Here is a 25,437-nt window from a genome sequence, read left to right as displayed (position 1 = left end):
TTTCGAGCCACGACGCGATGCGCCAGGATCCCCGCTTCCCGAACTTGTTCATCATCGACCACCCGCTGATCCAGCACAAGCTGTCGCACATGCGCGACCGCGCCACGTCCACGCGCACCTTTCGCGAGCTGCTGCGCGAGATCACGCTGCTGATGGGCTACGAGATCACCCGCGACCTGCCGCTGACCACCCGCGCGATCGACACGCCGCTCGAGCCGATGGATGCGCCGGTGATCGCCGGAAAGAAAGTCGCGATCGTGCCGGTGCTGCGCGCCGGCCTGGGCATGGCCGACGGGCTGCTCGAGCTGATCCCGTCGGCGCGCGAGGGTCACATCGGCCTGTACCGCGGCGAGGACAACCGCCCGGTCGAGTACTACGTGAGGCTGCCCGAGCCCGAGGGCCGGCTGTTCATCGTCTGCGACCCGATGCTGGCGACCGGCTACTCGGCGGTGCACGCGGTGCGGATGCTGATCGATCGGGGCGTCGCGCCGGAGTCGATACGATACCTGGCGCTGGTGGCCGCGCCCGAGGGCGTGCAGGTCTTCCACGACGCGCATCCGCAGGTGCCGGTCTATGTGGCCGCGCTCGACCGCCAGCTGAACGAGAAGGCCTACATCGTGCCGGGGCTGGGCGACGCCGGCGACCGGATCTTCGGGACCAAGCACTGACCAGAGGGGGAGAGGATGAGAGTGTTCGAACGGCTGGCCGACCTGAAGGGACTCGTCGGCCAGGAGCTGACCACCAGCGATTGGGTCCCGATCACGCAGGAGCGGATCGACAGGTTCGCCGAGGCCACGGGCGATCACCAGTGGATCCACGTCGACCCGGATCGTGCCGCCAAGGGGCCGTTCGGCGCGACGATCGCGCACGGCTTCCTGACGCTGTCGATGCTGCCGCTGTTCCTCGAGTCGTCGGTCGACATCCGCGACGTGAAGATGGGCGTCAACTACGGCCTGAACCGGGTGAGATTCACGTCGCCGGTGCCGGTGGGCAGCGAGCTGCGCGCGCGGATCGTGCTGAAGGGCTACGACCCGCTGCCCGACGGCGGCGTGCAGATGACCACCGAGGTGACGATCGAGCGCAAGGGCTCGGACAAGCCGGTCTGCGTGGCCGAGGCGATCTCGCGGCGCTACGCCTGAAACTTCGCCTTCAGCTCCGCCACCTGCTCGGGCGTCAGGCAGCGGCAGGCCCGCCCGTGCAGCGTGAGGTGCAGCTTCGCGGTGGCCTCCAGCTCCTCGATCGCGTCGGCCGCGGCCGACAGGCTGCTGCCGGCCACCACCGGGCCGTGGTTGGCCAGAAGCACCGCGTGGTGCCTGCCGGCGAAGCGGCGCACCGCCTGCGCCAGGTTCATGTCGCCGGGCGCGTAGTACGGCACCAGCGGCAGCGTGCCGATCCGCATCACGTAGTAGGCGGTGAGCGGCGGCAGCACGTCGTCGGGATCAACGTCCGCGAGAACCGACACCGCGGTCGAGTACGTGGAATGCAGGTGCACGACCGCCGCGTTGCGCTCGCGCTCCTCGTACATCGCGATGTGCAGGAAGCTCTCCTTGGTCGGCTTGTCGCCGTCCAGGTGCCTGCCCTGCGCGTCGAGCTTCGAGAGCCTTGCCGGGTCGAGCTCGCCGAGGTTCGAGCCGGTGGGCGTCATCAGGTAGCCGCCGTCGGGCAGCCGCACGCTGAGGTTGCCGGTCGAGCCGTGGGTGAGGCCGCGCGAGAACATCGAGCGGCCGAGCTTGCAGAGGTCTTCGCGCAGGCGCGACTCTTCCGTGCTCATGTCATGCCTCACGCATCCAGAAGCGCCAGCGCCTTGCCGAAGAAGTCGAGCGCGCCGAAGTTGCCCGACTTCAGCGTGAGCGCGACGGGCTCGTTCTCGACCGTCTCGGTCCAGGGCACGCCCGGGTCGATCTGCGGGCCGATGCGCAGCGCCCGCACGTCCAGCGCCTGGACCACCGCGCCGGAGGTCTCGCCGCCGGCGACGACGAAGCGGCGGGTGCCGGACTCGCGCATCGCTCGCGCGACCTCGGCCAGCGTGCGCTCGATCATCGCGCCGGCCTCGTCGCGGCCGAGTTGCTGCTGGACCGCGCGCACCTCGTCGGGCGAGGCGCTGGCGTAGACCAGAGCGGTCTCGCCGCGGGCCTGCGCGTCGCGCGCGAACGCCGCGGCCTCGGCGGCCACCGCCTCGCCGCGCGCCACCCGCATCGGGTCGACGCGGTAGGCGGGTCGCGTGGCGCTCCAGTCGGAGACCTGCGCGAGGGTGGCCTGCGAGCAGCTTCCGGACAGCACCAGCGCGGGGCCCGGGACGCGCGGCAGCTCGGGCGCGACCGGCACCGCCGGCAGCAGCCCGGCGCGGCGGAAGTTCTGCGGCAGCCCGATCGCCACGCCCGAGCCGGCGGTCACCAGCGGCAGGTCGGCGAAGGCCTCGCCCATCGTCATCAGGTCGGCGTCGCTGGTCGCGTCGACGATCGCGATGCCCACACCGTCGGCGCGCAGCGCGTCGATCGCCGCGCGGGTCGCATCGACCCCGGTGGCCAGCGTGTCGTAGCGCAGCAGGCCGACCTTCTTCGCGCTCTGGCGCTGCAGCACCCGGACCAGGTTCGCATCGGTCATCGGCGTCAGCGGATGGTCGCGCATTCCCGAGTCGGACAGCAGCAGGTCGCCGACGAACAGGTGACCGCGGAAGATCGTGCGGCCTGCGGCCGGGAAGGCCGGGCATGCGATCGTGAAGTCGGTGCCGAGCGCGTCCATCAGGGCGTCGGCCACCGGGCCGATGTTGCCGCGGTCGGTGGAATCGAAGGTCGAGCAGTACTTGAAGTAGAACTGGCGGCAGCCGGCCTCGCGCAACCAGGCGAGCGCGGCCAGCGATTGCGCGACCGCGTCGGCCGGCTCGATCGTGCGCGACTTCAGCGCAACGACGACCGCGTCGGCGTCGATCGACAGCGACGCGTCGGGCACGCCGATCGTCTGCACGGTGCGCATGCCGGCGCGCACCAGGTTGTTGGCCAGGTCGGTGGCGCCGGTGAAATCGTCGGCGATGCAGCCCAGGAGCATGGTGGGATCTCGTCGTGTCGTGTGTCGATTCGCGGCCTGCGGAGGCTCAGCCTTCCTTCTTCGGTTCCGGCAGGTCGATGCCGGTGAGCCGCTGGAACATCTTGATGACGGCCGAGTCGTCTTCGCCGCCCAGGCCTGAGGCACTGGTCGCGATGAACATCTGCAGCGCCGACGAGGTCAGCGGCAGCGGGAAGGTCATCTTGCGCGCGGAGTCGAGCACGATGCCGAGGTCCTTCACGAAGATGTTGACCGCCGACAGCGGCGTGTAGTCGCCGGCCAGGATGTGCGGCACCCGGTTGCTGAACATCCAGCTGTTGCCGGCGCTGTTCGAGATCACCTCGTACAGTGTGTCGGGGTCGATGCCGGCGCGGATGCCCAGCGCCATCGCCTCGGTGGCCGCCGCGATGTGCACGCCGGCCAGCAGCTGGTTGATCATCTTGACCTTCGAGCCCATGCCGGGCGCGTCGCCCAGCCGGTAGACCTTGGCCGCGACCGCGTCGAGCACTTCGCTCATCGCGTCGAATGCCTCGGGCGCGCCGGAGGCCATCACGGTCATCTCGCCCGAGGCAGCCCGCGCCGCGCCGCCCGACACCGGGGCGTCGAGCATCGCGAAGCCGGCCTTGGCGAGCCGCGCGCCGAGCTCCTCGGCGTAGTGCGGCGGCACGGTGCTCGAGGCCATCACGATGCCGCCGGGCTTCAGCGCGCCGGCGGCGCCGTTCTCGCCGAAGAGCACGGTCTCGGTCTGATCGGCGTTGACCACCAGCACGATCAGCGCGTCGACGCGGGCGGCCAGCGAGGCGGGCGTGGCGTGCGCGTGGGCGCCTTCGGCGGCGATCGCCTCGAGCACCTGCGGTCGCACGTCGCAGGCGTGCACCTCGAAGCCCTTGCGCAGCAGCGAACGGGCCACGCCGATTCCCATGGCGCCGAGCCCCACGACGCCGATCTTCGATACCTTCATGCCGACTCCAGTCACGTTCTTTTTCGGAAGGCGCGCCGAAGCGGCGCGCGGCAAGCCGCTATGATCGCACCGATACGACCGGAACCCCCGCTTGCCGATGGCCGTCCTGCTGCTGACCAAGCCCACGCCGCCCGAGGCGGTGGCGAAGAAGATCCGCGAGATCGCTCCCGACATCCGTTGCATCGAACGGCGCGAGGATGCCGATCCGGCCGAGATCGACGCGATCCTCGGCTGGCGCATCCGCGAGGGCTTCGCCGCCTCGCTGCCGAAGCTGAAGCTGGTCTGCGCGAACGCCGCCGGCGTCGAGAAGCTGATGACGCCGGACCTGCCCGGGCATGTGGCGGTGACCCGCATCGTCGACCCGCTGGTCAACCTGGGCATCGCGCAGCACGTGGCCACGATGGCGCTGTGGCACGCCCGCGGCTTCGAGCGCTACCGCCGCCAGCAGGCCGGGCGCGACTGGACGCGGCATCCGCCGAAGGTGGCCACCCACCGGGTGGGCATCCTGGGCGTGGGCGAGGTCGGAACCGCGATCGCCCGCACGCTGGCCGCGCTCGGCTTCGAGCCGCGCGGCTGGAGCACCCGCAGGCGCCCGGATCTGCCGTTCCCGACCTTCGGCGCCGACGAGCTCGACGCCTTCCTCGGGGAATCCGAGATCCTGGTCTGCGCGCTGCCGCTGACCGGCGACACCGCCGGCATCGTGAACGCGAAGCTGCTCGCCAGGCTGCCGCGCGGCGCCTACTTCATCAACGTGGCGCGCGGCGAGCACGTCGTCGAGCCCGACCTGATCGAGGCGGTGCGCGCCGGGCACCTGGCCGGCGCCGCGCTCGACGTGCAGCGCAACGAACCGATGAAGCCCGACGACCCGCTGTGGTCGGTCGACGGCATCTCGATCACCCCGCACATCGCCGGGCAGACCCGGCTCGAGACGGTCGCCGCGCAGTTCGTCGAGGCCTACCGGGCGATGCAGCGCGGCGAGCCGATCCCGCGGCGGGTCGACCGGGCGCGGGGTTATTGACGACGCACCCACCGGGCGCGCCGCCGCCGACGCTGCAGGCCCGGACACTACGAATGACGGAGCCGAGATGGCCTTGCCGAAAGTCCTGATGGTGTCCCTGGGCGGGACGATCACGATGACCCCGGGCGGTCCGGGCGGCATCGTGCCGACGCTCACCGCGACCGACCTGATCCGCTCGGTGCCGGGCATCGAGGCGGTGGCCGAACTGGAGGCGGCCTCGCCGATGCGCGTGGCCAGCGCCTCGCTGCCGGTCGACGGCCTGATCGAGCTGGCAGCGATGCTGCGCGAGCGCCTCGCGAAGGACGTCGACGGCGCCGTCGTGATCCAGGGCACCGACACGATCGAGGAGACAGCCTGGCTGTTCGACCTGCTGGTGGGTGGCGACAAGCCGGTCGTGGTCACCGGCGCGATGCGCGGCGCCGCGGCGCCCGGCGCCGACGGGCCGGCCAACCTGATGGCCTCGACGATCGCGGCCGCGTCGCCTTCCGCCGCGGGGCTCGGCGCGCTGGTCGTGCTGAACGACCAGGTGCACGCCGCGCGCTACGTGCGCAAGGCGCACACCGCGCTGCCCTCGGCCTTCGCCTCGCCGCTGGCCGGACCGATCGGGCTGGTGGCGGAAGGGCGGCTATCGGTCTTCGCGCGGCCGCCGCGCACCGCGCCCGTGGGGCTGCCCGACGACTGGCGCGAGCGCGACCAGCCGCCGGTCGCGCTGGTGCGGATGGCGCTCGGCGACGACGGCCGGCTGCTGAAGTCGCTGCCCGCGCTGGGTTACCGCGCAGCGGTCGTCGAGGGCATGGGCGCCGGCCACGTGCCGGAGTCGGTGGCGCCGCTGTTCGATGCGCTGGCCGCGGCGATGCCGGTCGTGCTGGCCAGCCGCGCGCACGCCGGTCCTGCCTTCACGAAGACCTACGGCTATCCGGGTTCGGAGATCGACCTGCTCGGGCGCGGGCTGATCCCGGGCGGCGCGCTCGGCAGCCTGAAGGCGCGGATCCTGCTGATGCTGCTGCTGCGGGCCGGCCTGGCCGGCGAGGCCCTCGCGGACGCGTTCGGCGAACGGGTCGGCTGAGTCAGCGCTCCGGCTGCCCGAGCTCGCGCAGCGAGCGCGCCGGCAGCGCGAACGCCACCGCCAGCGCCAGGATCGCAACCGCCACGCCGACCGCGAAGGCGCCCTGGAAGCCGGCCTGGAGGATTTCGGCCGGCACGTCGGTCAGCGGCCCGGTGGCCTGGCCGGGGGCGATGCCGCGGGTGGCGCGCACCTGCGCGAACAGGACCGAGGTCAGGATCGCGATGCCGATCGCGCCGCCCAGCGTGCGGAACAGCGCGCTCATCGCGGTGGCGATGCCGATCTGGCGGGGCGCGACCGCCGATTGCACCGCCACGATCGACGCCGGCAGCGGCAGCCCGATGCCCACGCCCATCAGCCCCATCGCGGCACCTGCCGCGAGCGGCGACTCCACCGGCACGAACAGCAGCAGCGCCGCGGCCGCCACCGTGGTGGCGGTGCCCGCCAGCACCAGAGGCCGGGAACGGGCGATCCGCATCAGGATCCGCCCCGACACGAAGGCGCCGGCGGGGATGCCCAGCGTGAGCGGCAGCATCCGCAGGGCCACCTCGTTCGTGCTCGCGCCGCCCAGCGACTGCATCCAGATCGGCAGCAGCACCGAGTTGCCGACCAGCAGGAAGAAGATCAGCCCGAGGATCGCGCAGCAGACCACGACGATGCGGTTCGTGAACAGTTCGGGCGGCAGGATGGGTTCGGGCGCGACCCGCTCGCGCCACGCGCAGGCGAGCAGCGACAGCACCGACGTGCCGGCCAGCAGCAGCGTCGACGGCGCGGTCCAGCCGTGCCCCTGGCCGATCCGGGTCAGCGCGACCATCAGCGAGGTGAGGCCGGCGGCCAGCAGCGCGGCGCCGAGCCAGTCGATCGGCCGGCGCTCGCCGCGCGCGGTCAGCCGCAGCATCGCCCGGCGCGTGATCAGGAAGGCGGCGATCGCCAGCGGCAGCGCGATCCAGAAGATCGCCCGCCACGAGATGTAGTGAGTCAGGTAGCCGCCGAGCACCGGGCCGGCCACCGCCGCCACCGCGAACACGCCCGACAGGTAGCCCTGGTAGCGGCCTCGCTCGGGGCCCGGGGCCACGTCGGCCACGGTGGCTTGCGCCAGCGCGATCAGGCCACCGCCGCCCAGGCCCTGCAGGATGCGGAACGCGACCAGCTGCGGCATCGACTGGGCGAGCGCGCAGAGCAGCGCAGCGCCCATGTAGATCGCGATCGCCGCCGACAGCAGCGGCCGCCGGCCGTACAGGTCGGACAGCTTGCCGTAGATCGGCGTGGAAACGGTGGATGCGACCAGGTAGCCCGACACCACCCAGGGCACCAGGTCGAAGCCGCCCAGGTCGCGGGCGATCGACACGAGCGCGACCGCGACGATCGTCTGGTCGATCGCCGCCAGGAAGATGGCCAGCAGCAGGCCGAGAACGACCCGGGTGACCTCTTCCTGGGTGAGCGGCGAGTGCGCGACGGCTGCGCGATCGCTCAAGCCCGGCCGCCGGCGGTCAGGAAAAGGCCTGGATGCCGGTCTGCGCGCGGCCGAGGATCAGCGCGTGGATGTCGTGCGTGCCCTCGTAGGTGTTGACCACCTCGAGGTTGACCAGATGGCGGGCCACGCCGAACTCGTCGGAGATGCCGTTGCCGCCCATCATGTCGCGCGCCATCCGGGCGATGTCGAGCGCCTTGCCGCAGGAGTTGCGCTTCATGATCGAGGTGATCTCGACCGCGGCCGTGCCCTCGTCCTTCATGCGGCCCAGTCGCAGGCAGCCCTGCAGGCCCAGCGTGATCTCGGTCTGCATGTCGGCCAGCTTCTTCTGGATCAGCTGGTTGGCGGCAAGCGGACGGCCGAACTGCTTGCGATCGAGCACGTACTGGCGGGCGCGATGCCAGCAATCCTCGGCGGCGCCGAGCGCACCCCAGGCGATGCCGTAGCGGGCGCTGTTCAGGCAGGTGAACGGACCCTTCAGGCCCTCGACGCCGGGCATCAGGTGGTCTTCGGACACGAAAACGCCGTCCATCACGATCTCGCCGGTGATCGACGCGCGCAGGCCGACCTTGCCGAGGATCTTCGGCGCCGACAGGCCCTTCATGCCCTTCTCGAGGATGAAGCCCTTGATCCGGCCGTCGAAGTCGCCGCCCACGCACTTGGCCCAGACCACGAACACGTCGGCGATCGGCGAATTGCTGATCCACATCTTGCTGCCGGTGAGCTCGTAGCCGCCCTGCACCTTCTTCGCGCGGGTCTCCATGCTGCCCGGGTCGGAGCCGTGGTTGGGCTCGGTCAGGCCGAAGCAGCCGATCCACTCGCCGGTGGCGAGCTTCGGCAGGTATTTCTGCTTCTGCGCCTCGGAGCCGAACTCGTAGATCGGCACCATGACCAGCGAGCTCTGCACGCTCATCATCGAGCGATAGCCGGAGTCGACCCGCTCGACCTCGCGGGCGATCAGGCCGTAGCTGACGTAGTTGAGCCCAGGGCCGCCGTACTGCTCGGGGATCGTGGGCCCGAGCAGGCCCAGCGCGCCCATCTCGCGGAAGATCTCGGCGTCGGTCTTCTCGTTGCGGAAGGCCTCGAGCACGCGCGGGAGCAGCTTGTCCTGGCAGTAGGAGGCGGCGGCGTCGCGCACCATCCGCTCGTCTTCGGTCAGCTGCGCGTCGAGCAGCAGCGGGTCGTCCCACTTGAACGAGGCCTTGACGCGGGCTTGGGTGTCGGGGGCGTTCATCGTCTTCTCCTGATGTGCAGCCCACGATGTTAACGCGCGGGCGAATCCCCGGACAAACGCGGATTCCGAAGCGAGTCATGCAATAAACTCATGACTCGAAGGCCCCGGGGTGCGTGGCCCACGACGAACGCGCGACCTGCCGAGGAGCGACATGAGAAGGAAACTGCCCAGCACGCAGGCGCTCGTCTGCTTCGAGGCCGCGGCGCGGCACGAGAGTTTCACCAAGGCCGCGCACGAGCTCGCGCTGACCCAGAGCGCGGTCTATCGGCAGGTGGCCGGACTCGAGGACTTCCTCGGGGTGAAGCTGTTCCGGCGCTCGCGGCACGGCATCGTGCTGACCGAGGCCGGGCTCAACTACAGCCGCCGCGTGGCCCGGCGGCTCGACGCGGTCGAGCGCGACGCGCTGGCGGTGATCGGTCGCGGCGAGGCCTCGGGCACGATCGACCTGGCGGTCGTGCCGACCTTCGCCAGCCGCTGGCTGCTGCCCAGGCTGCAGGACTTCCGGGTCCGGCATCCGGACATCGTGGTGAACATGGAGACCAGCACCCGGCCCTTCCTGTTCGCCGACACCGACTTCGACGCCGCGATCTACGCGGGCACCCCGGCCGACCTGGCGAACTGGCCCGGCACCGTGGCGGTGGCGCTGATGGCCGAGATCGTGGTGCCGGTCTGCGCGCCGGCGCTGATCGCGCCGCGCCGTCGGCTGACGCCGGCGCAAGTGGCCGGGCTGCCCCTGCTGCAGCAGTCCACGCGGCCCTACGCGTGGCGGCAGTGGTTCGAGGCGCAGGGCGTGGAAGGCGCGCGAGACCTGGACGGGCCGCGCTTCGACCTGTTCTCGATGCTCGCGGTGGCGGCCGCCCGCGGCATGGGCGCCGCGCTGATGCCGGCGATGCTGATCGAGGGCGAGCTCGCGCGCGGCGAGCTGATCGTGCCCTGCGACCGGCCGCTGCACGGCGGGCGCTCGTACCACCTGGTGATGCCCGAGCGCAAGGCGGGCAACCCGGCGCTGGCGCGATTCAGGGACTGGCTGGTCGACGCCGCCGGGGCCGGGTGAGCGGGGGCCCGACGGAGAGATCCGCCCCGGCCGAGCGCGGGCCCCCGTCGATCAGAAGCCCACGTTGCCCTTGCCCTTGAGCTGAAGCATCGCGCGCGCCTCGTCGGGCGTGGCCACCTCGAGCGACAGCGCCTCGATCACGGTGCGGATACGCCGGACCTGGTCGGCGTTGGTCTTCGCGAGGTTGCCGGGGCCGTCCCACAGCGAGTCTTCGAGGCCCACCCGCACGTTGCCGCCGATCGCGGCCGACACCGTGGCGATCGGGATCTGCGAGCGCCCCGCGCCGAGCACCGACCACAGGTAGTCGTTGCCGAAGAGGCGGTCGGCGGTGCGCTTCATCTGCATCACGTCCTCGATGTGCGAGCCGATGCCGCCGCGCAGCCCGAACACCGACTGGATGAAGAAGGGCGCCTTGATAAGGCCGCGGTCGAAGAAGTGCGCGGCGGTGTACAGGTGGCCGATGTCGTAGCACTCGATCTCGAAGCGGGTGCCGTTGTCGCTGCACGACTCGAGGATGTAGGCGATGTCCTTGAAGGTGTTGCGGAAGATCCGGTCGTCCGAGCCCGCCAGGTACGGGCGCTCCCACTCGTACTTGAAGTCCTTGTAGCGGCTCAGCATCTCGTACAGGCCGAAGTTCATCGAGCCCATGTTCAGCGAAGCGACCTCGGGCTTGAGCTGCAGCGCCGGCTGCAGGCGCTCCTCGACCAGCATCGTCGGCGCGCCGCCGGTGGTCAGGTTGATGACGACGTCCGACGCCGCCTTGATCTTCGGCAGGAAGGCGCGGAACAGCTCCGGGTCCTGCGAGGGGCTGCCGTCCTCGGGCTTGCGCGCGTGCAGGTGGACGATCGCGGCGCCGGCCTCGGCAGCGCCGATCGCCGCGTCGGCGATCTCGTCGGCGGTCACCGGCAGGTAGGGCGACATCGACGGCGTGTGGATCGCGCCGGTGACGGCGCAGGTGATGATGACTTTCTGCTTGGCCATGGTGAATCTCTCTGATCGTTGGTGTCGGTGCCGGCGCGCCCGAAGGCGCGGCACCGGCACGATAGGGAAAGGGTCAGGATTCGGGTTGCCCGCGCTTGTGCGCGAGCAGCGCCATCAGCCGGCGGTCGCGCCAGGCGGAGCGCTTCTCGATGTCTTCCAGCGGGAGCTGGCTGCGACGCTCGGCGTCGGCGGCCGCCACCGTGGCCTCGTCCCAGTCGAAGGCGACGGCATTCGCCGCGACATCCCGGTAGGTCGGGCCGAAGCGCGCGGCGTAGTCGACCAGCCCGCCGGGCGCGTTCAGGTCGATCGTCTCGAACGGGCCCATGAAGGACCAGCGCAGCGCCAGCCCGTCCTTCAGCACCCGGTCGAGGTCCTCGGCGTCGGCGTAGCCGTCGCGGTACAGCGCGAAGACTTCGCTGAGGACCGCGCTCTGCACCCGGTTGAGCAGGAAGCCGGTGATCTCCTTCTTCAGCGTGACCGGCGTCTGGCCGGCCCGGGCATAGATGTCGCGGGCGCGGGCCACGGTTTGCGGCGAGGTCCACGGCGCCGGCGCGATCTCGACCAGCGGCACCAGGTAGGGCGGGTTCACCGGATGCCCGACCAGGCAGCGCGCGCGGCCCGGCACATGCTCGCTGAAGCTGGAGGCGGGCAGCCACGAGGTCGAGCTGGCCAGCACCGCGTCGGGCGGCGCAAGCCGGTCGAGCTCGGCGAAGACCTCGCGCTTGACCTCGAGTTTCTCGGCCACGTTCTCCTGCACCAGCACCACGCCGTCGACCGCCTCGGCCAGCGAGGCCGAGGGCCGGATGCGCGCGAGGATCGTGTCGGGCGTGTCGGAGATCAGGCCGAACTCGGCCAGGTCCTGCAGCCGCTCGCCGATGATGCCGAGGCAGTTGTCCAGCGCGGCCGGCACCTGGTCGTGCAGCCTGACCTGGAAGCCACTGCGGGCGAACACGATCGCCCAGGCGCGGCCGATCAGGCCGGCGCCGACGATCGCGACGGTTTCCTTGCTCATCCGAGATGCTCCACGTTGCCGCAGACAGACAGGCTCTGTCCGCTGATGACCTGCCCGGCGGGCGAGCAGACGAAAAGGATCTGGTTGGCGATGTCGTAGGGGCTGACCATGGTCCGCAGCGACACCTTGGACACCACCCGCTCGCGCATCTCCTGAACGTCGATGCCCAGCGCCCCCGCCTTGGCCGAGATGACCCGCTCGATCCGGTCGCCCGACACGGCGCCGGGCAGGATCGCGTTGACGCGGATCTTCGACGGGCCGAGCTCCATCGCCCAGGTCTCGGTCAGGCCGATCACGCCGAACTTGGTCGCGGAATAGGGCGTGCGCAGCGGGAAGCCGAGCCGGCCCGCGACCGAGGACAGGTTCACGATCGAGCCGCCGCCGGCCTTCTTGAGCATCGGCACCGCGGCGCGCGTGCACAGGAACATGCCGGTCAGGTTCACCGCCAGCGTGCGGTTCCAGTCGGCCAGCGAGGTGTCCTCGACCGCCGCGGTGGGGCCCGCGATGCCGGCATTGTTGACCAGCACGTCGAGCGTGCCCCAGCGCTGGCGCAGGTCCGCGAACATCGCCTCGACCTGCGCCTCGTCGGCCACGTCGGTCAGCGACGCGGTGATGCCCGGCAGCTTCTTCGTTGCGGCCTCGAGCGCCGGCGCGTCCACGTCGCACACGTGCACCGTGGCGCCGGCCGTGACGAAGGTCTCGGCGATCGCCAGGCCGATGCCCTGCGCGCCGGCGGTCACCAGCACGCGCTTTCCGTTCATCGATGTGTCCACGCTCTCCCCTGGTCCGTATTGCGGTCGGCGACCTCGAGATCGACGCCGCCGGCCATTCTAGGCCCTGCCGTCGGTCCGCTCCGTTCAGGTCACGGCCGCGCGGGTCCGGAATTCGGCGCGGTCCCATTCGCGCGACGCGAGGACCTCGCCCAGCGCCTCGGCGGCGTCCCAGGCGTCGACGTGGCGCAGGTACATCGGCGCGAAGCCGAAGCGCAGGATGTCGGGCGACCGGAAGTCGCCGATCACGCCGCGCGCGATCAGCGCCTGCACCACCGCGTAGGCCATGTCGCCGTCGGGCAGCTTGAAGCTCGCCTGGCTGCCGCGGGCGGCGTCGTCGACCGGCGTGACGCAGCGCAGGCCGTGCCGCTCGCACAGCGCGAGCGCCCGCTGCGCGAACAGCCGGGTCAGCGCGAGCGACTTCGCGCGGATCGCGGCGAGCCCGCCGAAGGGCTCGGCGGCCAGCAGCGTGTCGATGCCGGCTTCCAGGGCGACCATCGACAGCACCGGCGGCGTGCCGCACAGGAAGCGCGCCACGCCGTCGGCCGGCCGGTAGCCGGTTTCGAAGGCGAAGGGCGCCGCGTGGCCCATCCAGCCCGACAGCGGCTGGGCGAAGCCTGCCTGCAGCCGCCTGGCCACGTACAGGAAGGCCGGCGCGCCGGGCCCGCCGTTCAGGTACTTGTAGCCGCAGCCCACCGCCAGGTCGGCGCCGGCCTGGTTCAGGCGCACCGGGAAGGCGCCGGCCGAATGGGCGAGGTCCCACAGCGCCAGGCCGCCGGCGGCATGGATGCCGGCGGTGACGCGCGCCATGTCGAGCATCGAGCCGGTGCGGTAGTCGACCTGCGTGAGCATCGCCACCGCCAGCTCGCCCTTGCCGGCTTCGTGGCGCTCGCGCGCCTGCGCCAGCGCTTGCGGCAGCTCGCCGCGCTCGACCAGCTCGAGCCGGAAGCGCCCGCCGCCCGGCCGCTCGCCGAGTTGCTCGATCAGCCCCTGCGCGATGTACAGGTCGGTCGGGAAATTGCCGCGCTCGGACAGGATCAGCCTGCGGCCTGCCCGCATCCGCAGCGCGGCCGACAACAGCTTGAACAGGTTGACCGAGGTCGAGTCGGCGACCGCCACCTCGTCGGCCTGCGCGCCGATCAGCGGCGCGAGCCTGGCGCCCAGCCGCACCGGCAGGTCGACCCAGCCGGCGCTGTTCCAGCTGCGGATCAGGTCGCGGCCCCACTGGCGCTCGATCGCGTCGTTCACGCGGGCGGCGGTGTCGGCGGGCAGGGGCCCCAGCGAGTTGCCGTCGAGGTAGATCGTGCCGGGCGGCAGCGCGAAGCGCGCGCGCAGCGGGGCGAGCGGATCGGCTGCGTCGAGCGCCTCGCACTCGGCGCGGGACGCGGGCAGGCCGGAAAGGGCCCAGGGGCTGGTCGTGGTCATCGTCGAACGGACTCCGCTTCTGCTAAGTTTGCCGAATGTTCGCCGCATTCAACGAGCTGATCGAGCAGCGCATCGACGAAGCGCGCCGCCAGGGCGCCTTTGACGACCTGCCCGGCGCGGGCCGGCCGCTCGATCTCGACGACGACCGGATGGTGCCCGAGGAGCTCCGGGTCGCCTATCGGATCCTGAAGAACGCCGGTTTCGTGCCGCCCGAGGTCGAGGCGCTGCGCGACCTGGATTCGATGCTGCGCATTGCGGTCGATGGCGCCGACGATTCGCCCGAGTCCCGTCGCGCCGGCCGGAAGATCGTGGCGCTGGCGATGGCGCTCGAGGCGCGCGGCGCCGCGCTGACCACCGGCGCCGGCCTCGAGTACCGGCGCGCGCTGCTCGAGCGCTTCGACAAGGAGACGAAATGAACCGGCAGGTCGCGATCCTGGCAGGAGGGTGCTTCTGGTGCACCGAGGCGGTTTTCCTCGAAGTGGAGGGGGTGCTGTCGGTCGAGTCGGGCTACTGCGGCGGCCAGACCTCGGACCCGAGCTACGAGGAGGTCTGCGGCGGGCGCACCGGCCACGCCGAAGCGGTTCGCGTCGAGTTCGACGCCGACCGGATCGGCTACCAGGAGATCCTGGCGATCTTCTTCGGCACGCACGATCCGACCACCCTGAACCGGCAGGGCAACGACGTGGGCACGCAGTACCGGTCGGCGGTGTTCCCGTTGGACGACGAGCAGCGCGCGCAGGCCGAGGCCTTCATCGCGAAGCTGGAGGCCGACCGTGTGTTCGGCTCGCCGATCGTGACCACGATCGAGTCGCCCGGCACCTGGTACCCGGCCGAGGCCTATCACCAGCGCTTCTTCGAGCGCAACCCGTACCAGGGCTACTGCATGGCGGTGGTCGCGCCGAAGGTCGCGAAGTTCCGTCGCGGCTTCGCCAGCCGGCTGAAGAAGCGATGAGCCTCAGTCCGGCTTGATTCCGAGTCGCCGCGTCACCGGCAGCCACTTCGCCGATTCGTCGCGCATCATCCGGGCCAGCACCTCGGGCTTGCCGCCGATGACTTCCATGCCGCCGCCGGCGAGCTTGTCGCGGATCGCCGGCTCGGCCAGCACCGTGTCGATCGCCTGGTTGAGCCGGCCCACGATGTCGGCCGGCGTGCCGGCCGGCGCCACGATCGCGTTCCACAGCGGCGCGTCGACCTGCGGCAGGCCCAGCTCGGCGAAGGTGGGCACCTGCGGGATGCGCGGCGAGCGCTGCTTCTCGGCGAGCGCGAGCACCCGCAGCCGGCCGGCCGCGACCGGGCCCTGCACGTTCACGTAGGCGGTGAACAGCGCGTCGACGTCGCCGGCGATCAGGCCCTGCGTGGCCGCCGGGCCGCCGTTGTACGGGATGTGGACGATGTACAGGCCTGCCGCGCTCTTGAACAGCTCCATCGTCAGGTGCGATGCGCTGGCGTTGCCGACCGACGCGTAGTTGGCCTTGCCGGGCGCGGCCTTGACCCGCGCGACGAACTCGCCGAGCGTCTTCGCCGGATCGTTGGCGTTGACCACCAGCACGTGCGGCTGCGACACGGTGGCGATCACCGGCGCGAAGGCCTCCAGCGGCTTGTACGGCAGCTTGGGGAACACGTGCTCGGCGGTGGCCAGCGGCCCGTTGAAGCCGACGAACAGGCTGTGGCCGTCGGGGGCGGAGCGGGCCACGTCGGCCGCGGCGATCGTGCCGCCCGCGCCGGGCTTGTTCTCGACCAGCACCGTGGCGCCGCCCAGCTTCTCGCGCAGCCGCTCGGCGACCAGGCGCGCGGCCACGTCCACCGAGCTGCCGGGCGGCGTGGGCACGACCATGCGGATCGGCTTGCTCGGCCAGGCCTGGGCCAGCGCGGGTGCGGAAACGAGGGATGCAGGCAGGGCGGCCGAAGCGGCCAGCCCGGCGAGCGCGCGGCGGCGCGACAGGTCGGTGCTCATTGGGGCTCGATCGTGAATGGGTCGGCGCCCATGTTACTGCAAGCCCGCTGGGCTAGACTGGGCGCAAAACCGGAGCCTCCTCATGAAACGAATCGCCAGATTGCTGTCCGCCTTGCTCGCCGCGATCGCGCTGGGCGGCTGCGGCTACAACTCGATACAGCAGGCCGACGAGGCCACCAAATCGGCCTGGTCCGAGGTGCTGAACCAGTACCAGCGCCGCGCCGACCTGATCCCGAACCTGGTGAACACGGTCAAGGGCTTCGCCGAGCAGGAGCGCGAGGTGCTGATCGCGGTCACCGAGGCGCGGTCGCGGGTCGGGCAGGTGCGGGTCGACCCGTCGGACCCGGCCTCGCTGCAGCAGTTCGAGGCGGCGCAGCGCGACATGGGCAGCGCGCTGTCGCGGCTGCTGGTGGTGGCCGAGAACTATCCGCAGCTCAAGTCCGACGCCAACTTCCGCGACTTGCAGGCGCAGCTCGAGGGCACCGAGAACCGGATCACGGTCGCGCGCAGGCGCTACATCGACTCGGTGCAGCAGTACAACGTCCTGGTTCGGCAATTCCCGGTGAACCTGACCGCGATGGTCTTCGGCTACGGCACGAAGCCGCAGTTCTCGGTCGAGAACGAGCGCGAGATCTCGAAGCCGCCGACGGTGGACTTCGGGCGCGGGGCGCCGGCCGGGGCGAAGTGAGCGCCGGCAGGTCGTGGGCTTCCCTCGGGTCGCTGGCTCCCTCCACCTCGTGATGGCTTCCTTCGGGTGGTGATGAACCGCTTGCCGTTCCGACACGCATTCGTCCTCGCGATGTCCGTGGCCGCGGCGGCGATCGTCGCGGCCTTGCTTGCGATCCTCGTGCCGATCGCCGCGGCGCAGGCCGGCCTTCAGCCGGTGCCGCCGCTGCAGGCGCGCGTGACGGACCTGACCGGCACGCTCGATGCGGCTGCGCGCTCGCGCCTCGAGTCGCGGCTCGAGGCCTTCGAGCAGCGCAAGGGCAGCCAGATCGCGGTGCTGGTCGTGCGCGGCACCGCGCCCGAGGCGATCGAGGACTACTCGATCCGGGTGGCCGAGGCCTGGAAGATCGGCCGCGGCCGCGTCGACGGGCAGCGGGTCGACGACGGCGTGCTGCTGGTGGTCGCGAAGGAAGACCGCCGGCTGCGGATCGAGGTCGGTTACGGTCTCGAGGGCGCGATCCCGGATGCCCGCGCGAAACAGGTGATCGAGAACCTGATCGTGCCGCGCTTCAGGCAGGGCGATTACGCCGGCGGCATCGAGGCCGGCATCGACGCGCTGATGCGACTGATCGAGGGCGAGCCGTTGCCGGCGCCGGCGCGCGGCCAGCCCCTGGAGGAGGGCGGCACCGACTGGGTCGCGGTGCTGCTGTTCGCGTTCTTCGCGGGGCTGATCCTGCGGCAGTGGCTGGGCAGGGTGCTCGGCTCGTCGGCGGGCGGCCTGTTCGGCGGCGCGAGCGCCTGGGTGTTTGGCGCCGGCCTGCCGCTGGCGGTGGTGGCCGGGCTGCTGCTGTTCTTCGTGCTGCTGGCGATCCGCGGTGGCGGTGGCATGGGGCGGGTGGGGGCGCACACCTGGCGCTCCGGGCCCGGTGGACTCCCGGGGGGATTTGGCGGCGGGTTTCCGGGGCGCGGCGGGGGAGGCCTTCGCGGGGGCGGCGGCTTCCGCGGCGGGGGCGGCGGCTTCGGCGGCGGCGGCGCGTCCGGGGGATGGTGATGGCGGTCGAACCCGCGCTCGCGCCGAATGGCGCGCCCGCAGCGGCAGGGCGAGTGCGATGAGGACCGGCCTGTCCCGCGTCTGGGCCCATCTCGCCTGCGATTCTCGCGCGGTGCGCAGGCTGTTCCCCGACGACGCGCTGCGCCGGATCGAGCAGGCGGTGGCCGACGGCGAGCGTGGCCACGCCGCCGAGATCCGGATCGCGATCGAGGCCTCGCTGCCCTGGCATCGGGTCGCGCGCGGCACCTTGCCGCGCGAGCGCGCGCTCGAGGTCTTCTCGGAGCTTCGGGTGTGGGACACCGAGGCCAACAACGGCCTGCTGCTCTACCTGCTGGTCGCCGACCATGCGATCGAGATCGTCGCCGACCGCAGCGCCGCCGCGGCGCTCGGCCCGGCCGCGATGCGGCAGGTCTGCGAGCGACTCGGCGAGGCGCTGCGCGCCGGCGGCCCGGAGCAGGGCCTGCTCGACGCGATCGGGGCGCTCAACGGGATGCTGGCCGAGGCCTTCCCGCTGTTGTCGCCCGAAGCCGACTCGAACGAGTTGCCGAACCGGCCGGCGATCCTCTGATCGCAGCCGCAGCCGCAGCCGCAGCCGCAGCCTTGGCCGCGGCGAGCGCCGCATCCGTGCCGGCTCTCGCCGGCGAAGCGATCAGCCCGCCAGCAGCGCCTCGATCCGCTCGCCCACGTCCAGCAGCGCCTCGTCGCGCCCGTAGTGGCCGACCAGCTGCAGCCCGACCGGCAGCGGCGTCTTCGCCGGGTCGGCCGGGTCGGCCTCGAAGCCGGCCGGGATCGACAGGCCCGGATGGCCGCTCACCGTGATCCAGTAGCAGCTCTTGACCCAGTCGATGTAGGTCGCCAGCGGCACGCCGTCGATCTCGGTCGGGAACGGGATCTCGTGCGAGAAGGGCAGCACCTGCACGGTCGGCAGCAGCCAGGCGTCGAAGCCGCCCAGGAACGCCGCGATGCGCGCGAAGATCCGGCTGCGGGTCGCCGCCGCCGCTGCGAGCCGCTCGGGCGTCAGCGCCAGCCCCTGCTCGACGTTCCAGGCGACCGTGTCCTTCATCCGGGCGCGGTCGCTGCGGTACAGCTCGCCGAGGTTCTCCACGAAGTACTGCGCGCGCAGCACCTGGAAGCAGTCGTCGGCATCCGACATGTCGGGGAAGGCCTCGACCAGCTCGACGCGGCCGGCGCGCGCATGCTCGCGCAGCCGCTCGATCGCGCGCTCGAGCGCCCGGCGCACCGGCGCGGCCACCGGCATCGCGCCGCCGGCGTCGATCGTGAAGGCCAGGCGCAGCGGGCGCTGGCCGGCGGCGTGCCGGCGGGCCGCGGCTTCCTGTTCGATCGCGTCCAGCCAGGCGGCAATCGGGCGCGCGGCCATCGGCGCGTGGATCGCGCGGTTGTTCCAGCGAAGGTCGGCGACCCGCGGGGCCATCGTGCCGACCGTGTTCATCGTGTTGAAGCCGTTCGCGTCGGGCAGCAGCGCCGGGTTCGACACCGACGAGGGCCGCAGGCCGACCACGCCGCAGAAGGCTGCCGGGTTGCGCAGGCTGGCGCCGAGGTCCGAGCCGTCGGCCACCACGGTCATGCCGGTGGCGACTGCCGCGGCGCCGCCGCCGGAGGAGCCGCCGGAAGTGCGCGTCGTGTCGTGCGGATTGGCGGTGCGTCCGAACACCGGGTTGAAGGTCTGCCCGCCGGCCGCGAACTCGGGCGTGTTCGACTTGGCGATCAGGATCGCGCCGGCGTCGAGCACCCGCTGCACGACCGCGTCGTTCCGGTCGGGCACGTGGTCGGCGAAGATCGGCGAGCCGAAGGTGGTGCGGATGCCGGCGGTGCGGTGCATGTCCTTGGCCGCGTAGGGCAGGCCGGCCAGCGCGCCGACCGCATCGCCTGCGCGGATCGCCTTGCCGGCGCGCTCGGCGGCCGCGAGCACCGTGTCGCGGTCCACGCGGGTGGGCAGCGCATTGATGTCGGCGTCGAGGCGGTCGATCGCGGCGAAGCACTCGCGCGCGAGCGACTCGGGCGTGCGTGCGCCGGAGTGGAAGTCGCGCAGCAGGTCGGCGACCGGGGGAAGGGGCTTGGTCATCGTGGTCGGGTGTCCGCGCGGCGGGGCCGGGCCGCGAATCCGGCGCCCGGCAGCGCGCGGTCCGGAGCGGGGGAAGCGTGACCCGCGTCCAGCAGCCGCCGGCAGGACCTCGCGTCGATGCCGAGACCGTAGCCGTTCGCCAGGGCGTGCGCGGAATCATACAGGCGGCCCCTGCGTTCGGACGGCAGGCAGGCGGCCAGCTCCGCCCGGTAGGCGCCCACTTCCGAGCGCAACCTGTAGCGCGGATCGACCAGATAACGGACCAGGTGCAGCACGGTGCCGCCGCGCCAGAACTGCCGGCAGTGCTCGAGCTCGTGGACGACCGTCGGCCAGTCGTCGCCGTACTCGCGGCGCAATAGCACGACCATGCCCAGGCTGATGCCCGCGATGCGGCCCGGCAGGCGCGGGAGGATCACGAATGGCACGGGCACGACGCGCCAGATGGCGTATACGCGGACTTTCATCGACCGGCTGTCGGCAGGGGACGCACGTTCGTCGGCGCGCGTCCCCGCTTCTTGTTTTGTGTGGTAGGCAGGCGAGCATCTTGCGGCGGGCGCGCTCGGCCCCGGCAGGAACTTCGTCACGGTTCCGATGGCGCGGCCCGTCGGTGGTATAAGAAACGGTGGTGCCGCCCGGTTGCGGGCGGCGTGCGCCTTCATCCAGACATCGAGATGGAACCTGCTTCGACCGCACGAAACGTGCTGGGCGGGCCACTGCTGGCCTGCTCCTACGATCCGCTGACCGGCTTCACCCGCAGCGGCTGCTGCGAAACCGGCGCCGACGACCTCGGCCGGCACGTGGTCTGCGCCCGGGTCACCGCCGACTTCCTTGCCTTCTCGGTGGCGCGCGGCAACGACCTCTCCACGCCGCGGCCCGAGTGGCGCTTCCGGGGCCTGAAGCCTGGCGACCGCTGGTGCCTGTGCGCCGCGCGCTGGCTGGAGGCGCACCAGGCGGGCGTGGCGCCGCCGGTGGTGCTCGAGGCCACGCACGAGGCGGCGCTCGAGATCATCCCGAAGGAAGTGCTGCTGGCCGCCGCCTGGCCGGCCGCCGGATCGCCGTCGCGGTCCTGAACCGCTGTCCTGAACCGCCGTCCCGAACGTATGGCAGACCCGCACGAATGAAGCTCCTGATCGTCCCCGTCACCCCCTTCATGCAGAACTGCTCGCTGCTGGTCTGCGAACAGACGAACCGGGCCGCCGCCTTCGATCCGGGCGGCGACCTCGACCGGGTCGACGAAGCGCTGAAGGGCACCGGCGCCACGCTCGAGAAGGTGTTCCTCACCCACGGGCACATCGACCACTGCGGCCAGTCGGCCGAATTCGCGCAGCGCCACGGCGTGCCGCTCGAGGGCCCGCAGCGCGAGGACGCGTTCTGGATCGACCAGTTGCCCGAGCAGGGCGTGCGCTTCGGCCTGCCGCGGCTCGACGCCTTCACGCCGGATCGCTGGCTCGAGGACGGCGACACGGTCGGGTTCGGCGCGCAGACGCTGAAGGTCTTCCACTGCCCGGGCCACACGCCCGGGCACGTCGTGTTCTTCCACGAGGCCGCGAAGCTCGCGATCGTCGGCGACGTGCTGTTCCACGGCTCGATCGGCCGCACCGACTTCCCGCGCGGGGATCACGCCACGCTGATCCGCTCGATCACCACCAAGCTATGGCCGCTCGGAGACGACGTGTCCTTCGTACCGGGGCACGGGCCGATGTCGACTTTCGGGGACGAGCGCGCCGGCAACCCGTTCGTTGGGGATGCGGTGGTGCGGGGAGGCTAGGCTGCCGGCGGCGGCGATCGCGCCGCGCGCCGGCGGGGGATCAGCGCTTGCCGCCGCCCCAGGAATCCTTCAGCGTCACCGCCCGGTTGAACACCGGAGCGCCCGGCTTCGAGTCGACCCGGTCGGCCACGAAATAGCCGTGCCGCTCGAACTGGAAGCGGTCGTCGGGGAGGGCGGCGGCCAGAGTCGGCTCGAGCTTGGCGCGGATCACCTTCTTGGAGTCCGGGTTCAGCGAGGCCAGGTGGTCGGTGTCGCCGGCGCCCGGGTGCGGGTCCTTGTACAGCCGGTCGTAGAGCCGCACCTCGGCGTCGAGCGCGTGCGCAGCCGACACCCAGTGCAGATTGCCCTTGACCTTGTAGGCGTCGGCGCCCGCTGTGCCGGATTTCGAGTCGTCGAAGTACGTCGCGTGCACGGCGATCACGTTGCCGTCGGCGTCCTTCTCGCAGCCGGTGCACTCGATCACGTAGCCGTAGCGCAGCCGCACCCGGTTGCCCGGGAACAGCCGGAAGAAACCCTTGGGCGGCGTCTCGGCGAAGTCCTCGCGCTCGATCCACAGCTCGCGCGAGATCGGGAACACCCGCTTGCCGCGCTCGGGCCGCTGCGGATGGACGGGGGCCTCGCAGTCCTCGACCTTGCCCTCGGGCCAGTTGGTGATGATCAGCTTGAGCGGGTCCAGCACGGCCACGGCGCGCGCGGCCTTGCCCTCCAGGTCGTCGCGGAGGGCCAGCTCCAGCGTGCCCATGTCGACCCAGGAGTCGGCCTTCGAGACGCCGATCCGGTCGCAGAACAGTCGGATCGACTCGGGCGTGTAGCCGCGCCGGCGCAGGCCGACGACCGTGGTCATCCGCGGGTCGTCCCAGCCGTCGACGTGGCCGCTTCTGATCAGCTCCTGCAGCTTGCGCTTGCTGGTGATCGTGTAGGTCAGGTTCAGCCGCGCGAACTCGATCTGCTGCGGCAGCGGCTTGTCGAAGAAGCCGCCCTCGGCCAGCCGCTCGAGCAGCCAGTCGTACAGCGGCCGGTGGTCCTGGAATTCCAGGGTGCACAGCGAGTGCGTGATGTTCTCGAGCGCGTCCTCGATCGGGTGCGCATAGTCGTACATCGGGTAGATGCACCACTTGTCGCCGGTCCGGTGGTGGCTAGCGAAGCGGATCCGGTACAGCGCCGGGTCGCGCATGTTCATGTTCGGCGAAGCCATGTCGATCTTCGCGCGCAGCACGTGCGAGCCCTCCGGGTGCCTGCCGTCGCGCATCTCGCGGAACAGGCGAAGGTTGTCCTCCGGCGAGCGATCGCGGAACGGAGAATTGCGGCCGGCTTCGGTCAAGGTGCCGCGATTGGCCCGCATCTCCTCCGAATTCTGCGAGTCCACGTAGGCATGGCCGGCCTGGATCAGCCACTCGGCCATCTCGTAGAAGTGGTCGAAGTAGTCGCTCGCGAAGTAGAGGTTGTTCTCCTCGTCGTCTTCCCAGGAGAAGCCCAGCCAGCGAACCGAGTCGAGGATCGAGTCGACGTACTCCTGCTCCTCCTTCTCCGGGTTCGTGTCGTCGAAGCGCATGTGGCAGCGCCCGCCATAGTCCAGCGCCAGCCCGAAGTTCAGGCAGATCGACTTGGCGTGGCCGATGTGCAGGTAGCCGTTGGGCTCGGGGGGGAAGCGGGTGCGGATCCGCGCCGGATCGAGCGCGCCCGCCCGCTGCGCGTCTGCCGTCGCCGGTTTGCCACCCCACGTGCGGCGCGCGTAGTAGCCGGTCGCGAGGTCCTCGTCGATCGCCGCCCGGATGAAGTTCGAGGTCGACGCGGGCTGGGCTGTGGACGATGCGGGTGATTTGCTCATTGGACGGAATCGGGCGGTCGAGGCGGGAATTGTACGGGCCTGGCGTGGAAGGGTTCAGGCCAGACTCGTGGTATCGCTGCCCGCGGGCGCGACCGTGGCAGCCCACGATGCGATGATCGGGGCAACGGCCTTGCGCTACGGCTGCGCGGTCCTCACGCGCAGCCGGCGAGACTTCGAGCGTCTCGCCGGCGTGGGTGTCCTGCCCTGGTAGCCCGTCGGGGGCGATCAGATTCGCAGGCGCAGCACCCTCCCGATCAAACGCCCAGCAACTCCACCTCGAACAGCAAGGTGGCGTTCGGCGGAATCACCCCGCCCGCCCCGCGCGCGCCATAGCCCAGGTCGGCCGGGATCACCAGCATCCGGGTGCCGCCGACTTTCATCCCCTGCACGCCTTCGTCCCAGCCGCGGATCACGTGGCCGGCGCCCAGCGGGAACACGAAGGGCTGGCCGCGATCCTTGCTCGAGTCGAACTTGCGGCCGGCCTGGCCGTTCTCGTACAGCCAGCCGGTGTAGTGGACGCTGACGCGGGCGCCGGCGCGGGCTTCGTCGCCGCTGCCGACCACGGTGTCGCTGTACTGCAGGCCCGAGGGGGTGGTGGTATAGCTCATCCTGTCGATTCCTTTTGGTTTTCGCAGTTCCGATTCGAGTTTCGCGCGGATCTCCTCGATCCGCCGGCGATTCACGCCGAAGTCCTTGCGGCCGAGCCGGGAGGCCGATCGTACATGGATGACGCCGGCCCCTTCGTCGAGAAGGAATTCGACGTCGTCGACGAAGCCCAGCCAGCGGGTCCGGAACTCGGCGTACAGGTAGCCGGGCCGCTTTTCGACGATCACCGCCAGCGGGTCGGCGGCCACGATCGCTTCCAGCAAGGCGAAGCCGACGCCGGGCTCCGGCCCGGCGGCCAGCGGCGCGATCCGGTGGTAATCGGTGCTCGCGAAGCTGCTGACCGAGTTCCAGGCATCGGCGCGCACCGGCGCCAGCCGGCCGTCGGCGGGGCCGAGGCCGGTGGGGGGCTTTCCTGCGAGAAGACCCATCTGTGGCGCGAGGACCGCCGAGGCGGCGAGGGTTGCGAGCGAGGCGAGGAGGAAACGGCGGCGCATCGGCCCTCGATCAATTCGCCTTGCGCAGCCGCTTGATCAGGCTGGAGGTGTCCCAGCGGCCGCCGCCCATGCGCTGCACGTCGCCGTAGAACTGGTCGATCAGCGCGGTGGCGGGCAGCGGCGCGCCGTTGCGCTTGGCTTCGTCGAGGCACATGCCGAGGTCCTTGCGCATCCAGTCGACCGCGAAGCCGAAGTCGAACTTGTCGTCGACCATCGTGGTCCCGCGGTTGTCCATCTGCCACGAGCCGGCCGCGCCCTTGTTGATCACGTCGAGCACCAGCTTCATGTCCAGGCCGGCGGCCAGGCCGAAGTTGATGCCCTCGGACAGGCCCTGCACCAGGCCGGCGATGCAGATCTGGTTGACCATCTTGGCCAGCTGCCCGGCGCCCGGCGCGCCCACCAGCGTGAACGCGCGCGAGTAGGCCATGCCGACCGGCTTGACCCGGTCGAAGTCGGCCTGCTCGCCGCCGCACATGACCGTCAGCATGCCGTTGACCGCGCCGGCCTGGCCGCCGGACACCGGCGCGTCGACGAAGGCCAGGCCCTTGTGCTTCGCGGCCTCGAACAGTTCGCGCGCCACCTCGGCCGAGGCGGTGGTGTGGTCCACGAACACCGCGCCGGCCTTCATGCCGGCGAAGGCGCCGTGCTCGCCCAGCACCACCGAGCGAAGGTCGTCGTCGTTGCCGACGCAGCAGAACACGATGTCGGCGTCGTGCGCGGCCTGCCGCGGCGTGGGCGCCGACTTGCCGCCGTACTCGGCGGCCCACTGGTCGGCCTTGGCCGAGGTGCGGTTGTAGACGGTGACCTCGTGCCCGGCCTTCTTCAGGTGGCCGGCCATCGGGTAGCCCATCACGCCCAGGCCGAGGAAGGCGACCTTGTGCGGGGTGACCGGCTCGTAGCTGCGCTGGTTCATTCTGTTCTCCTTTTCGCGTGTTCGTTGTGACAGGGCGGCAGGG

General features: G+C 71.3%; 28 protein-coding genes and 1 pseudogene. 13 read left to right on the top strand and 16 right to left on the bottom strand.

Annotated elements, in window-relative coordinates:
• Window positions 1-17: 17 nt before the first annotated feature.
• Window positions 18-668 (top strand): uracil phosphoribosyltransferase, encoded by a 651-nt coding sequence (gene upp, locus M6I34_RS06845; RefSeq protein WP_272484948.1) that lies wholly within the window; start codon window positions 18-20, stop codon window positions 666-668.
• Between the two features lie 15 nt (window positions 669-683).
• Entirely contained in the window at window positions 684-1,139 is a 456-nt protein-coding gene (locus tag M6I34_RS06840; protein ID WP_272484947.1) for a MaoC family dehydratase, read from the top strand.
• On the opposite strand, the gene otnC is transcribed toward M6I34_RS06840, so the two are convergent.
• The 3 genes from otnC to ltnD are packed head-to-tail and all read right to left on the bottom strand — an operon-like array spanning window position 1,130 to window position 4,102.
• The gene (gene otnC, locus M6I34_RS06835; RefSeq protein WP_272484946.1) at window positions 1,130-1,771 is read right to left on the bottom strand and encodes a 3-oxo-tetronate 4-phosphate decarboxylase; all 642 of its coding nucleotides are present in this window, start codon (window positions 1,769-1,771) and stop codon (window positions 1,130-1,132) included. The two genes, M6I34_RS06840 and otnC, sit on opposite strands and share 10 nt — an antisense overlap.
• Before the next feature lie 8 nt (window positions 1,772-1,779).
• Window positions 1,780-3,045 (bottom strand): 3-oxo-tetronate kinase, encoded by a 1,266-nt coding sequence (gene otnK / locus M6I34_RS06830; protein ID WP_272484945.1) that lies wholly within the window; start codon window positions 3,043-3,045, stop codon window positions 1,780-1,782.
• A gap of 46 nt (window positions 3,046-3,091) precedes the next feature.
• The gene (ltnD, locus tag M6I34_RS06825) at window positions 3,092-4,102 is read right to left on the bottom strand and encodes an L-threonate dehydrogenase (RefSeq protein WP_418953538.1); all 1,011 of its coding nucleotides are present in this window, start codon (window positions 4,100-4,102) and stop codon (window positions 3,092-3,094) included.
• On the opposite strand from ltnD, the gene M6I34_RS06820 reads away from it, so the two are divergent.
• Entirely contained in the window at window positions 4,101-5,021 is a 921-nt protein-coding gene (locus tag M6I34_RS06820; RefSeq protein WP_272484943.1) for a 2-hydroxyacid dehydrogenase, read from the top strand. The genes ltnD and M6I34_RS06820 overlap by 2 nt on opposite strands.
• 67 nt (window positions 5,022-5,088) lie before the next feature.
• Window positions 5,089-6,087, top strand: coding sequence for an asparaginase (locus M6I34_RS06815; RefSeq protein WP_272484942.1), 999 nt, complete (start codon window positions 5,089-5,091; stop codon window positions 6,085-6,087).
• A 1-nt stretch (window position 6,088) separates the two neighbouring features.
• On the opposite strand, the gene M6I34_RS06810 is transcribed toward M6I34_RS06815, so the two are convergent.
• The gene (locus tag M6I34_RS06810) at window positions 6,089-7,558 is read right to left on the bottom strand and encodes an MFS transporter (RefSeq protein ID WP_272484941.1); all 1,470 of its coding nucleotides are present in this window, start codon (window positions 7,556-7,558) and stop codon (window positions 6,089-6,091) included.
• Window positions 7,559-7,574: 16 nt separating this feature from the next.
• Window positions 7,575-8,789, bottom strand: coding sequence for an acyl-CoA dehydrogenase (locus M6I34_RS06805; protein WP_272484940.1), 1,215 nt, complete (start codon window positions 8,787-8,789; stop codon window positions 7,575-7,577).
• Between the two features lie 151 nt (window positions 8,790-8,940).
• On the opposite strand from M6I34_RS06805, the gene M6I34_RS06800 reads away from it, so the two are divergent.
• The gene (locus M6I34_RS06800) at window positions 8,941-9,843 is read left to right on the top strand and encodes a LysR family transcriptional regulator (RefSeq protein WP_272484939.1); all 903 of its coding nucleotides are present in this window, start codon (window positions 8,941-8,943) and stop codon (window positions 9,841-9,843) included.
• Between the two features lie 51 nt (window positions 9,844-9,894).
• Here the strand turns inward: M6I34_RS06800 and kce are convergent, their stop codons facing one another.
• From kce to kynU, 4 genes are all read right to left on the bottom strand, one after another.
• On the bottom strand, window positions 9,895-10,824 hold the full coding sequence (gene kce / locus M6I34_RS06795) for a 3,5-dioxohexanoate:acetyl-CoA acetone transferase (RefSeq protein ID WP_272484938.1): 930 nt from the start codon (window positions 10,822-10,824) through the stop codon (window positions 9,895-9,897).
• A gap of 73 nt (window positions 10,825-10,897) precedes the next feature.
• Window positions 10,898-11,836 (bottom strand): 3-hydroxyacyl-CoA dehydrogenase, encoded by a 939-nt coding sequence (locus M6I34_RS06790; protein WP_272484937.1) that lies wholly within the window; start codon window positions 11,834-11,836, stop codon window positions 10,898-10,900.
• Window positions 11,833-12,597, bottom strand: a complete 765-nt coding sequence (locus M6I34_RS06785) for an SDR family oxidoreductase (RefSeq protein WP_418953497.1) — start codon at window positions 12,595-12,597, stop codon at window positions 11,833-11,835. The genes M6I34_RS06790 and M6I34_RS06785 overlap by 4 nt, the downstream gene beginning before the upstream one ends.
• Window positions 12,598-12,693: 96 nt before the next feature.
• The gene (gene kynU, locus M6I34_RS06780; RefSeq protein ID WP_272484935.1) at window positions 12,694-14,031 is read right to left on the bottom strand and encodes a kynureninase; all 1,338 of its coding nucleotides are present in this window, start codon (window positions 14,029-14,031) and stop codon (window positions 12,694-12,696) included.
• 35 nt (window positions 14,032-14,066) lie between these two features.
• On the opposite strand from kynU, the gene M6I34_RS06775 reads away from it, so the two are divergent.
• Together M6I34_RS06775 and msrA are read left to right on the top strand one after the other, a co-directional pair.
• A complete protein-coding gene (locus M6I34_RS06775; protein WP_272484934.1) occupies window positions 14,067-14,447 on the top strand; it encodes a DnaJ family domain-containing protein in 381 nt (126 codons plus the stop codon).
• Window positions 14,444-14,983: a peptide-methionine (S)-S-oxide reductase MsrA gene (gene msrA / locus M6I34_RS06770; protein ID WP_272484933.1), complete on the top strand. Its 540-nt coding sequence runs from the start codon at window positions 14,444-14,446 to the stop codon at window positions 14,981-14,983. Before M6I34_RS06775 ends, msrA begins: the two co-directional genes overlap by 4 nt.
• A gap of 3 nt (window positions 14,984-14,986) precedes the next feature.
• On the opposite strand, the gene M6I34_RS06765 is transcribed toward msrA, so the two are convergent.
• Window positions 14,987-15,985, bottom strand: coding sequence for a Bug family tripartite tricarboxylate transporter substrate binding protein (locus M6I34_RS06765; protein ID WP_272484932.1), 999 nt, complete (start codon window positions 15,983-15,985; stop codon window positions 14,987-14,989).
• 82 nt (window positions 15,986-16,067) lie between these two features.
• On the opposite strand from M6I34_RS06765, the gene M6I34_RS06760 reads away from it, so the two are divergent.
• The 3 genes from M6I34_RS06760 (at window position 16,068) to M6I34_RS06750 (ending at window position 18,270) form a co-directional block, all read left to right on the top strand.
• A complete protein-coding gene (locus tag M6I34_RS06760; protein ID WP_272484931.1) occupies window positions 16,068-16,673 on the top strand; it encodes a LemA family protein in 606 nt (201 codons plus the stop codon).
• A 111-nt stretch (window positions 16,674-16,784) separates the two neighbouring features.
• On the top strand, window positions 16,785-17,702 hold the full coding sequence (locus tag M6I34_RS06755; RefSeq protein WP_272484930.1) for a TPM domain-containing protein: 918 nt from the start codon (window positions 16,785-16,787) through the stop codon (window positions 17,700-17,702).
• A gap of 58 nt (window positions 17,703-17,760) precedes the next feature.
• Complete coding sequence (locus M6I34_RS06750) at window positions 17,761-18,270, top strand: TPM domain-containing protein (RefSeq protein ID WP_272484929.1); 510 nt, start codon at window positions 17,761-17,763, stop codon at window positions 18,268-18,270.
• 81 nt (window positions 18,271-18,351) lie between these two features.
• On the opposite strand, the gene M6I34_RS06745 is transcribed toward M6I34_RS06750, so the two are convergent.
• Together M6I34_RS06745 and M6I34_RS06740 are read right to left on the bottom strand one after the other, a co-directional pair.
• Complete coding sequence (locus M6I34_RS06745) at window positions 18,352-19,785, bottom strand: amidase (RefSeq protein ID WP_272484928.1); 1,434 nt, start codon at window positions 19,783-19,785, stop codon at window positions 18,352-18,354.
• Window positions 19,782-20,249, bottom strand: coding sequence for a hypothetical protein (locus M6I34_RS06740; protein WP_272484927.1), 468 nt, complete (start codon window positions 20,247-20,249; stop codon window positions 19,782-19,784). The genes M6I34_RS06745 and M6I34_RS06740 overlap by 4 nt, the downstream gene beginning before the upstream one ends.
• 207 nt (window positions 20,250-20,456) lie before the next feature.
• Here M6I34_RS06740 and M6I34_RS06735 point away from each other — a divergent pair, with 207 nt between their 5' ends.
• Both M6I34_RS06735 and M6I34_RS06730 read left to right on the top strand, forming a co-directional pair.
• Complete coding sequence (locus M6I34_RS06735; RefSeq protein WP_272484926.1) at window positions 20,457-20,855, top strand: DUF2237 family protein; 399 nt, start codon at window positions 20,457-20,459, stop codon at window positions 20,853-20,855.
• Between the two features lie 47 nt (window positions 20,856-20,902).
• Window positions 20,903-21,553, top strand: coding sequence for an MBL fold metallo-hydrolase (locus M6I34_RS06730; protein WP_272484925.1), 651 nt, complete (start codon window positions 20,903-20,905; stop codon window positions 21,551-21,553).
• A 40-nt stretch (window positions 21,554-21,593) separates the two neighbouring features.
• Here the strand turns inward: M6I34_RS06730 and M6I34_RS06725 are convergent, their stop codons facing one another.
• Entirely contained in the window at window positions 21,594-23,381 is a 1,788-nt protein-coding gene (locus tag M6I34_RS06725) for a glutamine--tRNA ligase/YqeY domain fusion protein (RefSeq protein WP_272484924.1), read from the bottom strand.
• Window positions 23,382-23,475: 94 nt separating this feature from the next.
• On the opposite strand from M6I34_RS06725, the gene M6I34_RS18265 reads away from it, so the two are divergent.
• The gene (locus M6I34_RS18265; RefSeq protein ID WP_418953496.1) at window positions 23,476-23,592 is read left to right on the top strand and encodes a type II toxin-antitoxin system VapC family toxin; all 117 of its coding nucleotides are present in this window, start codon (window positions 23,476-23,478) and stop codon (window positions 23,590-23,592) included.
• Between the two features lie 43 nt (window positions 23,593-23,635).
• Here the strand turns inward: M6I34_RS18265 and M6I34_RS06720 are convergent, their stop codons facing one another.
• The 3 genes and pseudogenes from M6I34_RS06720 to M6I34_RS06710 all read right to left on the bottom strand — a co-directional run bounded on the left by M6I34_RS06720 (window position 23,636) and on the right by M6I34_RS06710 (window position 25,427).
• A complete protein-coding gene (locus M6I34_RS06720) occupies window positions 23,636-23,989 on the bottom strand; it encodes an FKBP-type peptidyl-prolyl cis-trans isomerase (protein ID WP_272486623.1) in 354 nt (117 codons plus the stop codon).
• 48 nt (window positions 23,990-24,037) lie between these two features.
• Window positions 24,038-24,415: pseudogene (locus tag M6I34_RS06715) on the bottom strand (DUF1499 domain-containing protein); the annotation flags it as partial.
• A gap of 76 nt (window positions 24,416-24,491) precedes the next feature.
• On the bottom strand, window positions 24,492-25,427 hold the full coding sequence (locus M6I34_RS06710; RefSeq protein WP_272486622.1) for an NAD(P)-dependent oxidoreductase: 936 nt from the start codon (window positions 25,425-25,427) through the stop codon (window positions 24,492-24,494).
• Window positions 25,428-25,437: the final 10 nt, after the last annotated feature.

This window comes from Zeimonas sediminis (assembly GCF_023721795.1).
In the GTDB taxonomy this organism is placed as follows: Bacteria; Pseudomonadota; Gammaproteobacteria; order Burkholderiales; family Burkholderiaceae_E; genus Zeimonas; species Zeimonas sediminis.
This window is presented reverse-complemented; position numbering and strand designations above follow the sequence as displayed.

Coding starts and splice junctions, on each gene's coding strand:
- M6I34_RS06785 (WP_418953497.1), bottom strand. CDS start 12,597: ATGAACGGAAAGCGCGTGCTGGTGACCGCCGGCGCGCAGGGCATCGGC.
- M6I34_RS06735 (WP_272484926.1), top strand. CDS start 20,457: ATGGAACCTGCTTCGACCGCACGAAACGTGCTGGGCGGGCCACTGCTG.
- M6I34_RS06840 (WP_272484947.1), top strand. CDS start 684: ATGAGAGTGTTCGAACGGCTGGCCGACCTGAAGGGACTCGTCGGCCAG.
- M6I34_RS06800 (WP_272484939.1), top strand. CDS start 8,941: ATGAGAAGGAAACTGCCCAGCACGCAGGCGCTCGTCTGCTTCGAGGCC.
- M6I34_RS06775 (WP_272484934.1), top strand. CDS start 14,067: ATGTTCGCCGCATTCAACGAGCTGATCGAGCAGCGCATCGACGAAGCG.
- otnK (WP_272484945.1), bottom strand. CDS start 3,045: ATGCTCCTGGGCTGCATCGCCGACGATTTCACCGGCGCCACCGACCTG.
- otnC (WP_272484946.1), bottom strand. CDS start 1,771: ATGAGCACGGAAGAGTCGCGCCTGCGCGAAGACCTCTGCAAGCTCGGC.
- M6I34_RS06730 (WP_272484925.1), top strand. CDS start 20,903: ATGAAGCTCCTGATCGTCCCCGTCACCCCCTTCATGCAGAACTGCTCG.
- M6I34_RS06820 (WP_272484943.1), top strand. CDS start 4,101: ATGGCCGTCCTGCTGCTGACCAAGCCCACGCCGCCCGAGGCGGTGGCG.
- M6I34_RS06740 (WP_272484927.1), bottom strand. CDS start 20,249: ATGAAAGTCCGCGTATACGCCATCTGGCGCGTCGTGCCCGTGCCATTC.
- upp (WP_272484948.1), top strand. CDS start 18: ATGCGCCAGGATCCCCGCTTCCCGAACTTGTTCATCATCGACCACCCG.
- M6I34_RS06725 (WP_272484924.1), bottom strand. CDS start 23,381: ATGAGCAAATCACCCGCATCGTCCACAGCCCAGCCCGCGTCGACCTCG.
- msrA (WP_272484933.1), top strand. CDS start 14,444: ATGAACCGGCAGGTCGCGATCCTGGCAGGAGGGTGCTTCTGGTGCACC.
- kce (WP_272484938.1), bottom strand. CDS start 10,824: ATGGCCAAGCAGAAAGTCATCATCACCTGCGCCGTCACCGGCGCGATC.
- M6I34_RS06760 (WP_272484931.1), top strand. CDS start 16,068: ATGAAACGAATCGCCAGATTGCTGTCCGCCTTGCTCGCCGCGATCGCG.
- M6I34_RS06720 (WP_272486623.1), bottom strand. CDS start 23,989: ATGAGCTATACCACCACCCCCTCGGGCCTGCAGTACAGCGACACCGTG.
- M6I34_RS06755 (WP_272484930.1), top strand. CDS start 16,785: ATGTCCGTGGCCGCGGCGGCGATCGTCGCGGCCTTGCTTGCGATCCTC.
- M6I34_RS06805 (WP_272484940.1), bottom strand. CDS start 8,789: ATGAACGCCCCCGACACCCAAGCCCGCGTCAAGGCCTCGTTCAAGTGG.
- M6I34_RS06745 (WP_272484928.1), bottom strand. CDS start 19,785: ATGACCAAGCCCCTTCCCCCGGTCGCCGACCTGCTGCGCGACTTCCAC.
- M6I34_RS06815 (WP_272484942.1), top strand. CDS start 5,089: ATGGCCTTGCCGAAAGTCCTGATGGTGTCCCTGGGCGGGACGATCACG.
- M6I34_RS06765 (WP_272484932.1), bottom strand. CDS start 15,985: ATGAGCACCGACCTGTCGCGCCGCCGCGCGCTCGCCGGGCTGGCCGCT.
- kynU (WP_272484935.1), bottom strand. CDS start 14,031: ATGACCACGACCAGCCCCTGGGCCCTTTCCGGCCTGCCCGCGTCCCGC.
- M6I34_RS06750 (WP_272484929.1), top strand. CDS start 17,761: ATGAGGACCGGCCTGTCCCGCGTCTGGGCCCATCTCGCCTGCGATTCT.
- M6I34_RS06790 (WP_272484937.1), bottom strand. CDS start 11,836: ATGAGCAAGGAAACCGTCGCGATCGTCGGCGCCGGCCTGATCGGCCGC.